15 protein-coding genes are annotated in these 16,215 nt (G+C 65.7%); 8 read left to right on the forward strand and 7 right to left on the reverse strand.

Going from position 1 to position 16,215, the window contains the following annotated elements:
* Positions 1-111: 111 nt before the first annotated feature.
* The gene (locus tag J1C56_RS27035; RefSeq protein ID WP_246591989.1) at positions 112-1,035 is read left to right on the forward strand and encodes a nucleoside hydrolase; all 924 of its coding nucleotides are present in this window, start codon (positions 112-114) and stop codon (positions 1,033-1,035) included.
* 197 nt (positions 1,036-1,232) lie between these two features.
* Here J1C56_RS27035 and J1C56_RS27040 read toward each other — a convergent pair whose 3' ends face one another.
* Positions 1,233-2,411, reverse strand: a complete 1,179-nt coding sequence (locus J1C56_RS27040; protein WP_214393090.1) for a M20 aminoacylase family protein — start codon at positions 2,409-2,411, stop codon at positions 1,233-1,235.
* Positions 2,412-2,501: 90 nt separating this feature from the next.
* Here J1C56_RS27040 and J1C56_RS27045 point away from each other — a divergent pair, with 90 nt between their 5' ends.
* Entirely contained in the window at positions 2,502-3,203 is a 702-nt protein-coding gene (locus tag J1C56_RS27045) for a phosphoribosyltransferase (protein ID WP_338001512.1), read from the forward strand.
* Between the two features lie 81 nt (positions 3,204-3,284).
* Here the strand turns inward: J1C56_RS27045 and msrA are convergent, their stop codons facing one another.
* Positions 3,285-4,019 carry a peptide-methionine (S)-S-oxide reductase MsrA gene (gene msrA, locus J1C56_RS27050; protein ID WP_214393092.1) on the reverse strand — a complete coding sequence of 245 codons (735 nt, stop codon included), beginning with the start codon at positions 4,017-4,019 and terminating at the stop codon, positions 3,285-3,287.
* Positions 4,020-4,351: 332 nt separating this feature from the next.
* On the opposite strand from msrA, the gene J1C56_RS27055 reads away from it, so the two are divergent.
* The 6 genes from J1C56_RS27055 to J1C56_RS27080 are packed head-to-tail and all read left to right on the forward strand — an operon-like array spanning position 4,352 to position 9,349.
* The gene (locus tag J1C56_RS27055) at positions 4,352-4,768 is read left to right on the forward strand and encodes a Rid family hydrolase (protein WP_214393093.1); all 417 of its coding nucleotides are present in this window, start codon (positions 4,352-4,354) and stop codon (positions 4,766-4,768) included.
* The gene (locus tag J1C56_RS27060) at positions 4,765-5,985 is read left to right on the forward strand and encodes a pyridoxal phosphate-dependent aminotransferase (protein WP_214393094.1); all 1,221 of its coding nucleotides are present in this window, start codon (positions 4,765-4,767) and stop codon (positions 5,983-5,985) included. The genes J1C56_RS27055 and J1C56_RS27060 overlap by 4 nt, the downstream gene beginning before the upstream one ends.
* Positions 5,982-6,773: an ABC transporter ATP-binding protein gene (locus tag J1C56_RS27065; RefSeq protein ID WP_214393095.1), complete on the forward strand. Its 792-nt coding sequence runs from the start codon at positions 5,982-5,984 to the stop codon at positions 6,771-6,773. The genes J1C56_RS27060 and J1C56_RS27065 overlap by 4 nt, the downstream gene beginning before the upstream one ends.
* Positions 6,770-7,498, forward strand: coding sequence for an ABC transporter ATP-binding protein (locus J1C56_RS27070; protein ID WP_214393096.1), 729 nt, complete (start codon positions 6,770-6,772; stop codon positions 7,496-7,498). The genes J1C56_RS27065 and J1C56_RS27070 overlap by 4 nt, the downstream gene beginning before the upstream one ends.
* The gene (locus J1C56_RS27075; RefSeq protein WP_214393097.1) at positions 7,495-8,397 is read left to right on the forward strand and encodes a branched-chain amino acid ABC transporter permease; all 903 of its coding nucleotides are present in this window, start codon (positions 7,495-7,497) and stop codon (positions 8,395-8,397) included. Before J1C56_RS27070 ends, J1C56_RS27075 begins: the two co-directional genes overlap by 4 nt.
* Before the next feature lie 7 nt (positions 8,398-8,404).
* Positions 8,405-9,349 (forward strand): branched-chain amino acid ABC transporter permease, encoded by a 945-nt coding sequence (locus J1C56_RS27080; RefSeq protein ID WP_214393098.1) that lies wholly within the window; start codon positions 8,405-8,407, stop codon positions 9,347-9,349.
* A gap of 37 nt (positions 9,350-9,386) precedes the next feature.
* On the opposite strand, the gene J1C56_RS27085 is transcribed toward J1C56_RS27080, so the two are convergent.
* The 5 genes from J1C56_RS27085 to J1C56_RS27105 form a co-directional block, all read right to left on the reverse strand.
* A complete protein-coding gene (locus tag J1C56_RS27085) occupies positions 9,387-10,085 on the reverse strand; it encodes a GntR family transcriptional regulator (RefSeq protein ID WP_214393099.1) in 699 nt (232 codons plus the stop codon).
* Positions 10,086-10,190: 105 nt separating this feature from the next.
* Positions 10,191-11,156 carry an ornithine cyclodeaminase family protein gene (locus J1C56_RS27090; protein WP_214393100.1) on the reverse strand — a complete coding sequence of 322 codons (966 nt, stop codon included), beginning with the start codon at positions 11,154-11,156 and terminating at the stop codon, positions 10,191-10,193.
* A gap of 51 nt (positions 11,157-11,207) precedes the next feature.
* Positions 11,208-12,512 (reverse strand): NAD(P)/FAD-dependent oxidoreductase, encoded by a 1,305-nt coding sequence (locus J1C56_RS27095; protein ID WP_214393101.1) that lies wholly within the window; start codon positions 12,510-12,512, stop codon positions 11,208-11,210.
* Entirely contained in the window at positions 12,509-14,806 is a 2,298-nt protein-coding gene (locus tag J1C56_RS27100; protein ID WP_214393102.1) for a molybdopterin guanine dinucleotide-containing S/N-oxide reductase, read from the reverse strand. The genes J1C56_RS27095 and J1C56_RS27100 overlap by 4 nt, the downstream gene beginning before the upstream one ends.
* A 26-nt stretch (positions 14,807-14,832) precedes the next feature.
* Positions 14,833-16,107 carry an ABC transporter substrate-binding protein gene (locus J1C56_RS27105; protein ID WP_214393103.1) on the reverse strand — a complete coding sequence of 425 codons (1,275 nt, stop codon included), beginning with the start codon at positions 16,105-16,107 and terminating at the stop codon, positions 14,833-14,835.
* Between the last annotated feature and the right edge of the window lie 108 nt (positions 16,108-16,215).

The raw sequence follows: 16,215 nt of genomic DNA on the forward strand, positions 1-16,215 counted from the left end.
CTGTGCCAGCATACAGCGGTCGGGCGGCGCTGGGACAAGCATTTCGGCTTGATTCCCCCGTTGCGATGATGTGAAGCCAGTCGGACTTGATTTGGAATGAAAGGTCGCGGCATGCAGCAGAACCCCACCCGCAAGGTGATCATCGACACCGATCCCGGCATCGACGATGCGGTGGCGATCCTTTTGGCGCTGAAGTCGGCCGAGTTCGACGTCATCGGCATCACCACCGTCGCCGGCAACATCGGCATCGCAACGACGACGCGCAATGCCGGCCGCATCCTGGCGCTCGAAGGCCGTGTCGACGTGCCGGTGGTCGCCGGCGCCGCCGGTCCCCTGTCGCGAAAAGGCTTCGACACCGCCGACATCCACGGCAATGACGGCCTCGGCGGCGTCGCCTTCCCCGACCCGCTGGCGAAGCCCGTGGCCGGTGATGCCGTGACCTGGTTGCGCGATACGCTGCAGGCAGCGGAAGCCGGCACCATCGACATCCTGGCGCTGGGCCCGCTCACCAACATCGCCCGGCTTGTCACCGAACATCCCGGGGCTGCCCGACGCATCGGCCGTGTCATCGCCATGGGCGGTGCGGTTTACGAGCCGGGCAACATCGGCCCGCGCGCCGAGTTCAACATCGCCGCCGATCCGGAGGCAGCCGAGATCGTATTCGCTGCCGGGCTCGACTTCACGCTGATCCCGCTCGACGTCACCCGCAAGGTGCGCGCCACGCGCTACGACACCGCGATGTTGCAGAACTCCGGCGTGCCGGCGGCTGTGGCTTCGGGTTCGCTGATCGAGGCCTATTTCCAGTCGACCACAGGTGGCGAGAGCCGGCCGCTGCACGACCCCTGCGTCATGCTGCTGGCGCTGGACGAGGGACTGTTCACTTGTGAGACGCTGAAGCTTGCGGTCGACACCGGCACCACCCGCGACGCCGGGGCGCTGACAGTTGCCGAAGACGGCGCGTCGGTTTCGGTGGCGCTTAAGGTCGAGAGCGCCGCGGTGCTGAAGCTGCTCTATGACAGGCTGAAGGCGGAGTAGAACCCTCATAGCAGAAGGGAAGGCCCCTCCGTCACGGCTTTGCCGTGCCACCTCGCCCCCACTTTGTGGGGGCGAGGAACCCAAATCCTGAGAGGCCGCGCCCTGCGAGATGAGCGTTTCCTCGCCCCACGAAGTGGGGAGAGGTGGTTCGCGTACCGAACCGGAGAGGGGCTTTCAGCGCACCGGTTGACGAGCCTCTACGCCGCCAGCTCCTGCTCGACCAGCGTCGTCCAGAATTTCACCCCACTCGCCAGTGCATCGTCGTTGAAGTCGTAGCGGCTGTTGTGGTGCAGGGCGCCGTCGACGGCGGGGCCGTTGCCGAGCCAGACATAGGCGCCTGGCACCTCCTGGGAGAACATGGCGAAGTCGTCGCCGGCGGTCGAGGGCGGGAACTCGGTCATGACCTTGTCGACACCGAGTGCCGCCTGTGCCGCCGCCAGCGCCCGGCGCGTGGCGTCGCGGTCGTTCACGACGGGCGGCATCTGCCTGAAATAGCGGTACTCCGCCTCGATGCCGTAGAGCCGCGCCGAGCCCTCGGCCAGCGCGCCGATCTCTTCTTCCAACTGGTCGCGCACGGCGGCCGAATAGGCGCGCGACGTGCCGCCGATCTTGACCAGGTCGGGAATGACGTTGAGCGCCTCGAAGCTGCCGGCTTCCATGGCGCAGGCGCTGACCACCGCCGGCTGCAGCGGGTCGACCCGGCGCGCGACGATGGTGTGAAGTGCCGTCAGGAACTGGCCGGCCGCAGTCATGGCGTCGCGGCCGAGATGCGGCTTGGCGCCATGGGTGCCGATACCCTTGAAGGTGACGGTCCAGCGGTCGGACGACGCGAGCTGCGGACCGGCGACCACCGCCATGCTGTCGGGCGCGATGCCAGGCATGTTGTGCAACCCATAGACCGCATCGACCGGGAACTGCTTGAAGAAGCCGTCGGCGATCATTGCTTTTGCGCCGCCGCGACCTTCCTCGGCCGGCTGGAAGATGAAGTGCACCGTGCCGGAAAAATTCTTGCGGCGGGCGAGCTCGCGCGCCGCGCCCAGCAGCATGACGGTGTGGCCGTCATGGCCGCAGGCATGCATCTTGCCCTCGATGGTTGACTTGTAGGCGCGATCCTCGGCCATTTCGGGCATGGCGAGCGCATCCATGTCGGCGCGCAGGGCGATCCGCCGTGAGCCGTCGCCAATCTTGAGCGTTCCGACGACGCCGGTCTTGCCGAGACCCGTCTGCATGGCAATCCCGGCCTCGGCCAGCATCTTTTGCACGATTGCAGAGGTGCGCACCTCCTCGAAGCCGAGCTCGGGATGGGCGTGGATGTCGCGGCGCAAGGCCGTCAGCAATGCGATTTCGCCCTTGTCGTGCCCGGCCGTCGATGTCATCACGCAAACTCCGTTCGGCCCGGTTCCGCAATCTCAGGCGCCCAGGACCATCGGCGCCGCATGTCCCCTTCTGCAACAGAAAGGCCCGTTGTGCCACTCGCTCCGCATCAATTCTGGCAGACAGTCTATCCCGAGGGCACGTTCGATACGGCGCCTGCCGAGGGCTTCCGCGACCTCTATCCGGCGGTGCTGCCGGATGGACGCCAGATTGCGCTGCCTGTTCGGATCCTGCCTGGCGACGGCAGCCGGGCGGTGGCCTCGATGATCGTCAACCAGGCGAGCTTCACTGTGGAGGATGCGCTGTCGGACGCGATGGCCGCGCATGCTCGGGCCTACGCCCCCGACGTCGTCATCGGCGTGCCGACGCTCGGCCTGCCGCTTGCCAATGGCGTCGCGCGGCGTCTGGGCCATGAGCGCATGGTGGCGCTCGGGACGTCGAAAAAGTTCTGGTACAGCGAGGATCTGTCCGAGCCAATGAGCTCGATCACCAGCCCGGATCACGCAAAGCGGCTCTATCTCGATCCGCGCATGCTGCCGCTGCTTCAGGGCAAGCGGGTGCTGGTCGTCGATGATGTCATAAGCTCCGGCACTTCGATGCTGGCGGTGTTGCGCCTGCTGCGCACGGCCGGCATCGAGCCCGTCGCGGCCGTCTTCGCCATGCTGCAGGGCGACAACTGGCGCGCAGTCATCGGCGGCCATGACGCGTCGCTCGTTTCACGCATCCACGGCGCGATTGCGTCGCCACGTCTCAGCCACGGCGGCTCTGGCGCCTGGTTCCCGGCCCAGGCCTGAGATTTGCCGGCAGGCCCCGCTCAAGCGGGAGCCATTTGGGATTTCTCGGTGCTGCCGCGTCGCGGGCCAGCGCTGACGCGATCAGTTGGACGCCCTGGCCTCCGAGACCAGCACCGGGTCGCTGCGGTAGCGTTCCGGGAACAGGCGCTTGAGGTTCTCGATCTTCGGCAGGTCGTTGTAGACGATGTAGGGGTAAGTCGGGTTCAGGGTCAGGAAATCCTGGTGATAGTCCTCGGCCTTGTAGAAGGCATGGCCAGGTTCGATCGTCGTCGCGATGGCGGCGTCAAAGACCTTGGCATTGTCGAGCTGGGCAACGTAGGCCTTGGCGACCTTTGCCTGTTCGGCGTCGACCGGGAAGATCGTCGAGCGGTATTGGGGGCCGGTGTCGGGACCCTGGCGGTTGAGCTCCGTCGGATCATGCGCGACGGAGAAGTAGATCTGCAGGATCCGGCCATAGCTGATCTTGTGCGGGTCGAAGGTGATCCTGACCGATTCCGCATGACCGGTCGAGCCGCTGCCGACGACGCTATATTGCGCCGTCTGCTTGTCGCCGCCGGCATAGCCTGACACGGCGTTCGCGACGCCCTCGACGTGCTGGAACACACCCTGCACGCCCCAGAAGCAGCCGCCGGCCAGCACCGCCACTTCCGAGTTGCCTTGCGCCGGCGCGTCGAGCGCGGGAGCCGGAATCTTTATCCCCTCCTGCGCCGCACTCGGTGTCGCCAGGGCCCAGGCGCCAAATGCGGCGACCGCGGCTGACAGCCAGAATACCGGCCTAACGGCTATCTTTCTTGCTCTCGAAATGTCCCGTGTCATCCAACTGCTCCAGTTCGTTCCTGGCCGCGTCCCTTGAGACACGTCTAGGCCCGCTCGGCCAAGCCGAACGATGCCCGCCAGCACAGGATACGGAGATGGATGTGGTTTTGTTACGCGGAATCGGCGTGGGTCACGCGCAAGTGACTGCTGTGGCGGTTCATGTTGGCCTGCGATCCGATCGACCCGGCGTCCAGTCCCTGACTGTTCACGCATTATGCCTTCCGTCCATCGACCCAAAATTCCCACGCCGTCTAGAGGCGGTTGATCTCACCGCGAACTTGCGTTATCACGCTGATGGTTTGATCAAATGAGCGTATATTGCAGAGGCGCCGATGACAAGAAAAGCGATCTACTCCGGCTCTCCATTCGAGGAGCTCGCGGGCTATTCCCGGGCGCTTGTCGACGGCGACTGGATCTTCGTTTCAGGCACGGCCGGCCATGATCCGGCCATTGGCGGCTTCGCGCCCGAGGCTGAAGCCCAGGCGCGGCGCGCGCTCGACATCATCGCAGCGGCATTGGCGGAAGCAGGCTCCGGCTTGCGCGACATCGTTTCGGTGCGCGTCTACCTCGCCAGCCGCGACGACGTCATGGCCGTCTCGCGCGTGCTCGGCGCGACCTTCGCCGACCCGCGCCCGACCAACACGACCATCATCTGCGGTTTCCCCGTCGAGGAGATCAAGGTCGAGATCGAAGTGATCGCGCGCCGCCAGGCCGGCGCTGCGGCAAACATCAGCCAGGTGGAACAATGAAGCGGGTCGCGCGGCGTATCTCCGAGACGCCACAGAAATCATTCGGCATGTACCAGAAGGCGGCGGCACTTGCCGGCAGCGGGCGTGACCTCATCCATCTCGAGCTTGGCCGCCCGGCCGCCGATACGCCCGAGCACATCAAGCAAGCGACGATCACGGCGATCCTGGCCGGCGACGTCCACTACAGCGACCTCAAGGGCACGGCGAGCTTCCGCGCCGCGCTGGCCGAAAAGCTGCGCAACCAGAACCGCATGGATGTGACCCCGGCGGACATCCTGGTCACCAACGGGCTGACGCACGCCTCGTTCGCGGCGTTCCTGGCCTTGCTCGATCCGGGCGACGAGGCGATCCTGCTCGACCCGTTCTACCCCCAGCATATCGGCAAGATCGAGCTGGCCGGCGCCAAGCCGGTGTTCGTGACGCTGGATGCCGCCGACGATTTCGCGCTCAAGCCAGAACTGATCGAGGCCGCCATCACCGAGCGCACCCGGATGATCGTGCTGGTCAATCCGGTCAACCCGACCGGCCGCGTCTACTCGCGCACCGAGCTCGAAGGTCTTGCCGAACTGGCGATCCGGCGCGACCTGCTCCTCATTTCCGACGAGGTCTATGAAGACATGGTCTATGACGGCCGCGAGCATATCTCCATTGGCGCACTGCCCGGCATGGCCGAGCGCACCATCACAGCATTTGCATTCACCAAATCCTTTGCCATGGATGGGTGGCGTCTCGGCTACATGGTCGCACCCGCCTGGGCGATGCCCGGGCTGCTCAAGATCACCGCCAACGACGCCACCCACGTCAATACATTTATCCAGGCCGGTGGTCGTGCTGCGATCACCGGCCCTTCCGAAGTGCTTGCCGAACTTGTCGACCATGACCGCCAGAAGCGCGATCTCGTCGTCCGCCGCCTGAACCAGATGCCGGGCGTGAAATGCCCGTCACCGCAAGGCGCGATCTACGCCTTTCCCGACATCTCGGCCTTCGGCATTCCGTCTCAGGCGCTTGCGGAAAGGATCCTCGACGAGGCAGATGTGGTCGTCGAGGCCGGCAGCTTCTACGGTCAATCGGGCGAAGGCCATCTTCGCGTCTGCTTCGGCTCCGAGAGCCTGGAGCGGCTGGACGAAGGCATGGACCGGCTGTCCAGGTTCTTCAACAATCTCTGGGACGGGCGCGACGGAGCGCCGGCCAGCGAAGCAAAGCGGGGCAGTGCATGACACAGACCGGCGATGTCATCCTGCAGACCCGGGGCCTCTCCAGGAGCTTTGGCGCGCTCAAGGCGGTGGACGGTGTCGACATAGCGGTCAAGGCGGGCCAGATCACTGGCCTGATCGGCCCCAACGGCGCGGGCAAGAGCACGCTGTTCGGCCTCATCGCCGGCGAAGTCCAGCCGAGTGCCGGCGAGGTGATCTTCGGCGGCCAACGCATTTCATGCCTCAGGCCCGACAAGATCTTCCGCGCCGGCCTGGCGCGGACCTTCCAGATCCCGCGGCCGTTTCCCGAGATGTCGGTGCTCGAAAACGTCATGCTGTCGGCAACCGACCAGTCGGGCGAGAAATTCTGGAACAACTGGTTCCGCGGCGGGCTGGTGGCCAGCGAGGAACGCCGCGCCCGTGAACGGGCGATGGAGGTGCTTGCCTTCACCGGTCTCGCCGATAAGGCGCGCGACCTTGCCGGCGTGCTTTCGGGCGGCCAGCAGAAACTGCTCGAGCTTGCCCGCGTCATGATGGTCGACCCGCCGCTCATCCTGCTCGACGAACCGACGGCGGGCGTCAACCCGACACTCATCGAAACGCTGATCGACAAGATCGTGGCGCTCAACGAGCGCGGTGTCGCCTTCCTCATCGTCGAGCACAACATGGACATGGTGATGCGCATCTGCCGCCACATCGTGGTGATGGCGCAGGGACGGGTGATCTTCGAAGGCGACCCGGCCGGCGTGATGAAGGAGCAGCGCGTCGTCGACGCCTATCTCGGTGACGTAACGGTGGGAGAACTGGCATGAGCGCGCCCGTCTGCGAAGCGCGCAACCTGCGCGCCAGCTACATCCCCGGCATGCCGATCGTCTTCGACATCTCGGTCACCATCGATGCTGGCGAACTTGTCACGCTGATCGGCCCGAACGGTGCTGGCAAGTCGACCTTCCTCAAGGCGCTCGCCGGCCTGGTGCTGGTCGAGGGTGGCGAGGTCAAGCTTGGCGGCAAGCGTATCTCGGGCCTGCCGACCCATGAGATCATCGCCGCGGGCGTCGGTTTCGTGCCGCAGACCAGCAACGTCTTTTCCTCGCTGTCGATCGAGGACAATCTGATCAGCGGCGGCCACACCTTGCCGCGTTCGGTGCTGCGCGAACGCGTGCAGCGCGCCTTCGAGCATTTTCCGGCGCTGGCCGACCGTCGTCGCGCCGCAGCCAACGTGCTCTCCGGCGGCCAGCGCCAGATGCTCGCGGTGGCGCGCGCTCTGATGACCGATCCGCGCGTCATCATGCTCGACGAGCCGACGGCGGGCCTGGCCCCCAAGATCGTCCACGAGGTGCTCGACGACCTGCGCCGCCTCGCCAAGAGCGGCGTCGCGGTGCTGATGGTGGAGCAGAACGCCAAGGCGGCACTTCGGGTTTCCGACCGTGCCTATGTCCTGGTCGAAGGCCGCAACCACATGACGGGGACGGCGACCGACCTGCTCGACAACGACGCCATTGCCGAAGCATTCCTGGGCTTCCGGAGGAAATCATGATCGGACAAGCCATCGCCGACGGTCTCTTGACCGGCGGTATCCTCGCGCTCGGGGCAATCGGCTATTCGCTGTGCGCGCATATGCTGAAATTCGCCAATTTCGCCCATGCCGAAATGCTGACCTGGGGCGCCTACCTGGCATTTGCGGTGGTGGCGTTCCTGCCTGCCGGCCCCGCAATCGGTCCCTTCTCCTTTGGCTGGCCGCTGCTCGTTGCCATCGTCGTCTCCTGCGTCGGTACCGGGCTGATCGCCGTTGCCGCCGACGCGCTCGTTTTCTCCAAGCTCAGGAAGCGTCGCGCCAGCAGCTTGACGCTGGTTTTCGCCAGCTTCGGCATTGCGCTGATCCTGCGCAATCTTGTGCTCTTCGTCTGGGGTGCGGATGCGCATTACTACAGCCAGGAACTGCAGATCTCGCTCGAGGTCTTGCCCAATGTCAGGCTGATGCCCGACCAGGTGCTCGTCCTGGTGCTGACGGTGGCGCTGGTGGTGGCGCTGCACCTGTTCCTGAAGTTCAGCCGCATCGGCGTCGCCATGCGTTCGATGGCCGAGAACCCGGCCCTGTCGCAGGTCTGCGGCATCGACATCGCCAAGGTGGTGCGCTGGACCTGGATGCTGAGCGGAGCGCTTGCCGCCATTGCCGGCGTGTTTGCCGGGCTGACGGTGCAGATTCGTCCGGAGATGGGCTTCAACATGCTTTTGGCGCTGTTCACGGCGGCGATCCTCGGCGGCACCGGCAGCCTGTTCGGCGCGGTCGCCGGCGGCCTGATCGTCGGCCTCGCCGAAAGCCTGTCGGCGCTGGTCATCCCGACCGGCTACAAGGCGGCGGTGCCCTTCGGCCTGCTGCTCATCATCCTCTACCTCAGGCCGCAGGGTCTGTTCTCCAGGTCGGCACGCGTGTGAGGCTCAGATGATCGGATTTGTTTCGTATCTCGTATTCTTCCTCACCGTTGCGCTGATCCTCGGCATCGCGACGCTTGGGCTCAACCTGCAATGGGGCGGCACCGGCCTGTTCAATGCCGGTATCGTCGGCTTCTATGCCATCGGCGCCTACACCTTCGCGATCCTGACAGCGCCGGCGCGTCCGGAACTGCTCGGCAATTTCGAACTGCCCTGGATCGTTGGCCTGGTCGGCGCGATGGCCGCCGCAGCACTTGCGGCGCTCATCACCGGTCTGGCGACGGTCCGGCTGCGCGGCGACTACCTTGCCGTCGCCACCTTCGGCATCGCCGTCACCATCCAGTTGGTGGCGACCAACTTCGAAGCCTTGACCGGCGGCACGATGGGCATCGCCTCGATCCCCAATCCGTTCCGCGGGCTGTTTGCGGCGCCGCTCGCCAACAATTTCGGCTACCTGGCCGTCGTCGTGGTGATCCTCGCTATCGCTTATGTCGCCCTCGAGCGCATCGCGCGTTCGCCATGGGGACGCGTGCTCAAGGCCATCCGCGAGGACGAGGTTGCCGCCGAAACGCTGGGCAAGAACACCCGCAGCTTCCGCCTGCAGGCGTTCGTCATCGGCTCGACGCTGATGGGGCTTGCCGGTGCGCTCTATGCCAGCTTCATCGGCTTCGTTAGCCCGTTCGACTTCCTGCCGATCCTGACCTTCCAGATCTGGACGATGCTGATCATCGGCGGCAGCGGCAACAATCGTGGCGCCATCCTCGGCGCGATCGTTGTCTGGGGCATCTGGAGCGCCATCGGTGCGGCGTCGTCGAAGATGTTGCCGGAGCAGCTCCAGATCTATGGCGGCGCGGCCCAAGCGATGATCATCGGCCTGGCGCTGGTGCTGGTGCTGCTGCTGCGGCCGCGCGGCCTGATCGGCGAGCAGCCGGTCACCTCGCGTCACGCCGCCTGAGAGTCAGGCTTGAAAGGCCGGCACTAGCGCCGGCCTGTCAGTTCGTCTCGACGGCTTCCTTGCACAGGCGGCGCAGCAGGGCTTGCGTCGTCTCGATGTCGCCCTTGATCGCCTTGGCGGCGGCACGGGCGTCGCCTGCATCCATCGCCTCGATCAGGTCGCGGTGATGCGAGCTCGGCTGGTACTTGCCGGAGACCAGCACCGGCTCGATGTGGCCCGACAGCATGCGCATATACGGGCCGAACCGGAGCCACAGGCTCTGGATGAACTGGGTGATGACGGGCGAGCCGCAGCAGTCGTAGACGGCGAAATGCAGCTCCTGGTTCCGCGCCAGCATCAATTCGAGATTTCTGTCGTTGGCGGCGGCCTCATGCTCCTCGACGAGATGCCGGAAGGTCTTTCGGTCGGCCGGCGTCGAGCGTTCGGTGGCGAGCTTGGCCGCAAGCGTTTCCAGCGCGATGCGCGTCAGGCAAAGGTCGTCCAGAGCCGCCAGGCTGACGGTCGGCACCTGCGCCGATCCGGTGGTCAGCACCACCAGCGCGTTCTCGGCGATCAGGCGACGCAGCGCCTCGCGCACCGGCATGTGGCTGGTCTTGAACGTGTCGGACAGCATGGCGATTGTCAGCGTCTGGCCGGGGTCGAAATGGCCCGACATCAGCGCCTTGCGCAGCTGGCGATAGATACCGTCCTGAATCGTCGAGCGCGACGAAACAGGCTCCAGGAAATCGACGCTCATCCAGCTTCCTCTTTTGATCAAACGATGGATCTGCCCATAGCATAGAAATCGCGCCGCGCGGTATCAAGCCGGCACGACGCGTGTGAACTGTTTGCTGCAGGGGCCCTACCAGGCGACCCTTTGGCCAAGGCCCTTGTCGATCGCGTTCTTCACGGCTCGAATTGCTGCCGCAGCGTCCTCCACGGCGATGCCGAGCGACTTGAACACCGTGAGTTCCTGGGCTGACGACCGCCCGGGACGCAGGCCGGCCAGAACCTCGCCGAGTTCGGCGCGGGCATGATCGGGGCCGATCACGCCGCGTTCGAGCGGCTGCAGCAGTTCGCCACACTCGACCGCGGCCTGGCTGCGCGAATCGACAAAGAACGCCGAAGCGGCAACGATGTCGTCGCCAAGCTCGCGCGCCATGCGGTTGCTGGAACCGACGGCGTTGATGTGACAGCCCGGCTTCAGCCAGTGGAGCTCGACGATAGGTTCCTTCGAGCCGGTCAGCGTGCAGATCACGTCAGCGTCGGCGACCGCAGCCCGAGCGCTGTCGGCCGTCTCGGCGCCACTTTTGCCGGCAAGCTCCACGACCTTGTCGCGTGAGCGGCCCCAGAGCACGAAGGCAGCATCTGGGATGACATGGCGCAGCGCTTCGATATGCGTCTCGGCCTGCGTTCCCGTGCCGAGGATGGCGACGGTCCTCGCGTCGGGCCGGGCCAGTGCCGCCGTTGCCACGGCTGAAGTCGCGGCGGTGCGGCGGGCGGTGATTTCGGTGGCGTCGAGCACGGCTCGAAGCTGGCCGGTCTCGCCGTCGTTGAGCAGCACAGCGCCCTGGTGATTGTCGAGGCCGCGCGCCGCGTTGTCGTGGGCGACGAGCACATCCTTCAGGCACCAGAGCTTTTCGCCGCCAGCCTGCGAGAATGTCGGCATCAGCCCCATCAACACCTCTCCGGGGCCGGCATTGAGCTGCTGGCGCGGAAACAGCTTGTAGCCACCGGTGGCGAAATCAGCGAGTGCGATGCGCATCGCGTCGATGCAGTCGGCCATGGGCAAGGCGGCGGCGACGGCCTGCCGGTTGAGGATCAGCATTGAAAACGGCTCCTTTGCGAGGCCAGACAGATATGCCGCCGTATCTGGCGATCACAATCCCTGGCGCCGGTCCTGCCATCTGGCCTGGGCGATGGCGACCGACGGGGCCGCCGCGGCAATGCTGCGAAACGGCAAGGCGCGCGGCGATGCCTGCGGGATTGGCAATGCGTCGCGCGGCGTGTCGGACGCGGCGTCGGCCAGCACCTCGCCGAGCATTGCCGTCAAGGCGATGCCACGGCCGTTGCAGCCGATGCCGCCGATGAAGCGCGGACCGAATTCATAGACATGCGGCAGGAAGTCGGTGGTCATGGCGGCGGTGCCGCGCCAGATGCTTTCGACTACGGGCAGGCGCGGCAGGCCCAATTCGGCCTGCAGGCGGCCGGCGACCATCGCAGCCATGCGGGGTTGGGCGCCGAGCGGAAGCATCGACATGCCGCCGCTGATCAGCCGGTTGTCGCGGTCGAGCCTGAAGGTGAAGAGGTTGGCGCGCGTGTCGGCAACGGGGTTCCGCTCCGGCGAAATGCGCCGCATCGTTGCCTCGTCGAGCGGGGCGGTGGCGATCTGGTAGACGCGCAGCGGCACGACGATGCGGCCGAGGCGGCGGGCGGCACCCTGCTCCGAGGCATTGGTGCACAGCAGGACCGTGTCGGCGTTGACCGTGCTTTTTCCGCTGGTCAGCCGCCAGCCATTGCCCGACCGCTCTACGGCCCGGACAGGCGCGTGCTCGTGGATGAAGGCACCGGCCTTGATGGCAGCGCTTGCCAGTCCATAGGCATAGTTGAGCGGATGCAGCGTGCCGCCGCTCTCGTCGATGAGGGCTCCGGCGTTATGCCTGAGGCTGGCGCGGCGGCGCGCCTCGGCGGCGTCGAGCATGCGCACCGGACGGCCCATCGCCTGCCAGGCTTCCGCCCGGCGTTCGAGGATGCCGAGCATCTTTTCCGAATGCGCGACATGCATCCAGCCGACCTGCTCGGCATCGCAGGCGATGCCGTTTTCGCGGATGGTCGCGTAGACGCGGTCGGCGCCACCGCCGATCATCTGGAGCAACTTGTGGCCGCGTTCAGCGCCAAGCTTGGCGATCACCGCCGCCGGGTCGGCCTTGGCGAAATTCGGCACGACGAAACCGGCGTTGAGGCCGCTCGCGCCGCTGCCGATCGTTTCGGCCTCGAGCACGGCGACTCGCGCGCCACGCCGTGCGAGGTGGAGTGCCGCGGTCAGGCCGGTGAAGCCGGCGCCGATGATCGCGACGTCGACCTTGCTTGTGCCCGATAAGGGTTGGGTCAAAGGTGCCGGATTGGCGGTTTGCCACCACACCGTTCGCATGTGCTGGTGCGGCGCGTTCTGTGCGGTGGTCATGATGTCGCAAATTCCGGCAGGCAAAAGGCGGTGACAGGTGGAACCGGACCGGCAAAGGCGGCGATCTCGACCAGGCAGGTCTGGGCGCTGCAGCCTTGCGACAGGCTAGACGCCGGCACATCGAGCGTCAGCACGTTCGGGTTGCCGTGCTTTTCAAGCCCGGTCTCAGGGTCTGGGTCGAACCATGCGCCGGTGTTGAGCCGCGCCACGCCGGGCATGATGTCGCTGCTGATCGTCACCGCTGCCAGGCAGCGGCCACGATCGTTGAAAAGTTCGACGATCTGGCCTTCGCCGAGCCCGCGCTGCGTGGCATCCCCCGGGTTCATGTAGACAAGCTCGCGGCCATTAGACTTGCCACCGGCGCTGTAGGGACTGGCGTCGAGCTGGCTGTGCAGCCGGCGCGCCGGCTGGTCGGTCAGAAGGTGCAGTGGAAACTTGGCCGTGAGTTCGTCGCCCAGCCACTCCGCCGGTTCCATCCATGTGGCATGGCCGGGGCAGTCATCCAGGCCGAAGCCGGCGATACGCTGCGAGAAGATCTCGATCTTGCCCGACGGTGTGCCAAGCGGCTTGCTGTCCGGATCGGCGACGAAGTCGGCGAGCATGGTGACGGGGCGGTCGAGCGGGGTGAGGTCGATCAGCCCGTCGCGCCAGAAGGTCTCGAAGTCGGGCAGGTCGAGCCCGCGCGCGCGGTTGAGCGGCCGGCATTCTTCATAGAGCCGCGTCAGCCAGCCGGCGGCGTCGAGCCCTTCGGAGAAGGTTTCGCCGCAGCCGAGCCGCTCGGCCAGTTCGGCGAAGATCGCATAGTCGTCGCGGGCTTCTCCGGCCGGTGGCACCGCCTGCTTCATCGCAACGATGAAGGCTTCCAGCGTTGCCGAGCCGATATCGTCGCGTTCGAGCGAGATCGTAGCCGGCAAAACGATGTCGGCGCGCTTGGCCGTCGGCGTCCAGTACTGCTCGTTGACGATGACCGTTTCCGGCTTCTGCCAGGCAGTGAGCAGGCGGTTGAGGTCCTGGTGATGGTGAAACGGGTTGCCGCCGGCCCAATAGATCAGGTGGATGTCGGGATAGTTCTGCGTCTTGCCATTGTAGGTGAAGGGCGCGCCGGGATTGAGCAGCATGTCGGCGATGCGGGCGACGGGGATGAAATCGGGAATGCCCGGCTTGAGCTGCGACAGCGTCGGGCCCTTGATGCGGGTGTGGGCGCTGCCGACAAGATTTGCCGCGCCGTAGCCGACGCCGAAGCCGCCGCCCGGCGTGCCGATCTGGCCGAGCATCGCCGCCAGCGTCACCACCATCCAGTAGGGCTGCTCGCCATGGCTGGCGCGCTGCATCGACCATGACACATTGAGCATCGTGCGCGACGATGCCATGCGACGCGCGAGATCGACGATGGTTCCGGCAGGCACGCCGCTGATCGCTGCGGCCCATTCAGGTGTCTTGGGCGTGCCGTCGATCGCGCCGGTGAGGTAGGGGACGAAGTTGTCGAAGCCCGTGCAGCAGCGTTCGAGGAATGCCTGGTCGTGCAGGCCTTCGCTTAGAAGCACCCATGCCAGCGCCAGCATCAAGGCTGTGTCGGTGTTGGGCCGGCAGGCGATCCATTCCGCCGCATCGGCGACCGCGCCGAAATTGTCGCGTACCGGGCCGATATTGACGAAGCGGGTGCCGGCTGCGCGCATGCCGGCAAGACCCGCCGGCACGCCGTGCAGGGCGACGCCGCCGGCGTTGATCTGGGAGTTCTTGACGGGCACGCCGCCGAAGCTGACGAACAGCTCGCAATGCGCGGCCAGCGTATCCCATGAGGAATGGCCGGCCATCAGTTCGTCCATGCTCGCCACGATGTGCGGCAGCACGACGTTTGCCGCGCCCAGGCTGTAGGAATCGACATGCCGGACATAGCCGCCGGCGGCATTCAGGAAGCGATGGACCTGGCTTTGCGCGTGGTGGAAGCGGCCGGCACTCGACCAGCCATAGGAGCCGCCGAAGATCGACGAATTGCCATGGGCGGTGCGGACCCGGTCGATCTCGGCTGCGGCAAGATCAAGGGCGCGATCCCATTCCACTTCGACGAAGGGATCGATACCGCGCCGCTCTGGTGCTGCTCCCGGGCCATGATCGAGCCAGCTCTTGCGTATGGCCGGGCGCCGGACCCGGAGCCTGTCGAGCGCCGGGTCGAGCTGGTAGAGGCCGATCGGGCTCGGGTCCCGATCGCGCCTGAACGGCTTCAGGGCGGGCAAACCGTTCCCACGGGGTTCGACCTCGTAGGTGCCCCAATGGGAAAGGGTGTAGTTCGTCATGCCCAGTGGTCCAACCCGCCCGAGGATCAGCCCTCGATTTCCGCGAACAGCTTCTTCATATCCTCGTTCGAATAGGTCTTGTCGATGATCAGTTCGTCGCCCTGGATATGCCAGGACAGGGCTGGACCGCTGATGTCGCCATAAGCATCGAATTCAATCTCGCCGAGCGAGCCGACGAACTTGATCGGCTTGCCGGCCTTGATCAGCTCGAGCGCCTTCTTGAACTCGGCCGGACCAGTGCCGATAACTTCGCCCTCGGCGGCCTGCGTCTTGCGGACCGCGTCGCGGATGGAGGCGCCGGAAAGGTCGGGTGCGATGTTCATGGCGAGGCCGAGGATCATGACGGCGTCGTATTCGCTGTAGATGCCGGGGCCGTCTGAGCTGATCCCGTAGGCGGCGTTGAAAGCCTGCTTGAAGGCTTCGATCTCGGGACCGGCTACCGACGCGTTGTCGGTGCCGAAGGCCTTGGTCAGGTACTTGGCGCCCACAGCCTTGACGAAGTCGGGGCTGCGCAGCGCGTTGTTGAGGATCAGGTCCTGCGTTCCGCCGAGCGAAATCCACTCGCGGGTGATGGTCGCGCCGTCCTGCGGGAAGGCGACGAGGAACATCGCGTCAGGCTTTTCCGCGAGAGCGGCCGAAACCTCGGCGCGATAGGAAGCCTGGTTCTCGTTGAAGGCAACGGATTTCACGACTTCGCCGCCAAGCTTCTCCGTCGCCTTCCTGAAATCCTTCTCCAGGCTCGTGCCGTAGTCGTTGTTGAGGTAGATGACCGCGATGCGCTTGAAGCCGCGCTCGGCGGCGATCTTGGCCGGCGGATAGGCGAGGTTCTTGACCGTTGGCTGTGTGCGGAAGAAGAAGCCGCCGGTCTTGCCTTCCTGCGCGAGCGTGGTGAGAACGGGGGCGGAGGCGCAGCAGGCGATCTGCGGAATTTGCGAAGGGGCGGTCACCGAGGTCAGGATCGGGATGGTGACGCCACTGCCGATGCTGGCCGTCAGCGCCTTGACTCCCTCGACATCGACGAGAAACTTGGCCGCGTCGACGCCGACATTGGGCTGGCCCTGATCGTCGCGCAGCACGAATTCGACCTGGCAGCCCTTGACGCCGCCGCCCTCATTGATGTTTGCGATGGCGAGTTGCGCGCTGCTGGCGATGTTCTTGCCGACGGCACCCATCGAGCCGGTCAGTGACAGCACGCCGCCGATCTTGACCGGGCATGCGGCGTCCTCGGCCATTGCCGACGAGGTGGAAAATGCGGTGGCCGCGAGCAGGCTGGCCAGCATCAGGCCCTTGGTTTTGTTCATCACAGTTCGTTCCCCTTGTTTGGATGATGGCGGCCGCTTGCTCGTCTCAGGCCTTGGTGCCCGTTGGTCAAGTCGTCGCGGGATGGTGGTTCCTTATCTCCATCATTT

The sequence above is a fragment of the Aminobacter anthyllidis genome, assembly GCF_018555685.1.
In the GTDB taxonomy this organism is placed as follows: domain Bacteria; phylum Pseudomonadota; class Alphaproteobacteria; order Rhizobiales; family Rhizobiaceae; genus Aminobacter; species Aminobacter anthyllidis.

Coding starts and splice junctions, on each gene's coding strand:
- J1C56_RS27035 (WP_246591989.1), top strand. CDS start 112: ATGCAGCAGAACCCCACCCGCAAGGTGATCATCGACACCGATCCCGGC.
- J1C56_RS27040 (WP_214393090.1), bottom strand. CDS start 2,411: ATGACATCGACGGCCGGGCACGACAAGGGCGAAATCGCATTGCTGACG.
- msrA (WP_214393092.1), bottom strand. CDS start 4,019: ATGACACGGGACATTTCGAGAGCAAGAAAGATAGCCGTTAGGCCGGTA.
- J1C56_RS27055 (WP_214393093.1), top strand. CDS start 4,352: ATGACAAGAAAAGCGATCTACTCCGGCTCTCCATTCGAGGAGCTCGCG.
- J1C56_RS27060 (WP_214393094.1), top strand. CDS start 4,765: ATGAAGCGGGTCGCGCGGCGTATCTCCGAGACGCCACAGAAATCATTC.
- J1C56_RS27065 (WP_214393095.1), top strand. CDS start 5,982: ATGACACAGACCGGCGATGTCATCCTGCAGACCCGGGGCCTCTCCAGG.
- J1C56_RS27070 (WP_214393096.1), top strand. CDS start 6,770: ATGAGCGCGCCCGTCTGCGAAGCGCGCAACCTGCGCGCCAGCTACATC.
- J1C56_RS27075 (WP_214393097.1), top strand. CDS start 7,495: ATGATCGGACAAGCCATCGCCGACGGTCTCTTGACCGGCGGTATCCTC.
- J1C56_RS27080 (WP_214393098.1), top strand. CDS start 8,405: ATGATCGGATTTGTTTCGTATCTCGTATTCTTCCTCACCGTTGCGCTG.
- J1C56_RS27085 (WP_214393099.1), bottom strand. CDS start 10,085: ATGAGCGTCGATTTCCTGGAGCCTGTTTCGTCGCGCTCGACGATTCAG.
- J1C56_RS27090 (WP_214393100.1), bottom strand. CDS start 11,156: ATGCTGATCCTCAACCGGCAGGCCGTCGCCGCCGCCTTGCCCATGGCC.
- J1C56_RS27095 (WP_214393101.1), bottom strand. CDS start 12,512: ATGACCACCGCACAGAACGCGCCGCACCAGCACATGCGAACGGTGTGG.
- J1C56_RS27100 (WP_214393102.1), bottom strand. CDS start 14,806: ATGACGAACTACACCCTTTCCCATTGGGGCACCTACGAGGTCGAACCC.
- J1C56_RS27105 (WP_214393103.1), bottom strand. CDS start 16,107: ATGAACAAAACCAAGGGCCTGATGCTGGCCAGCCTGCTCGCGGCCACC.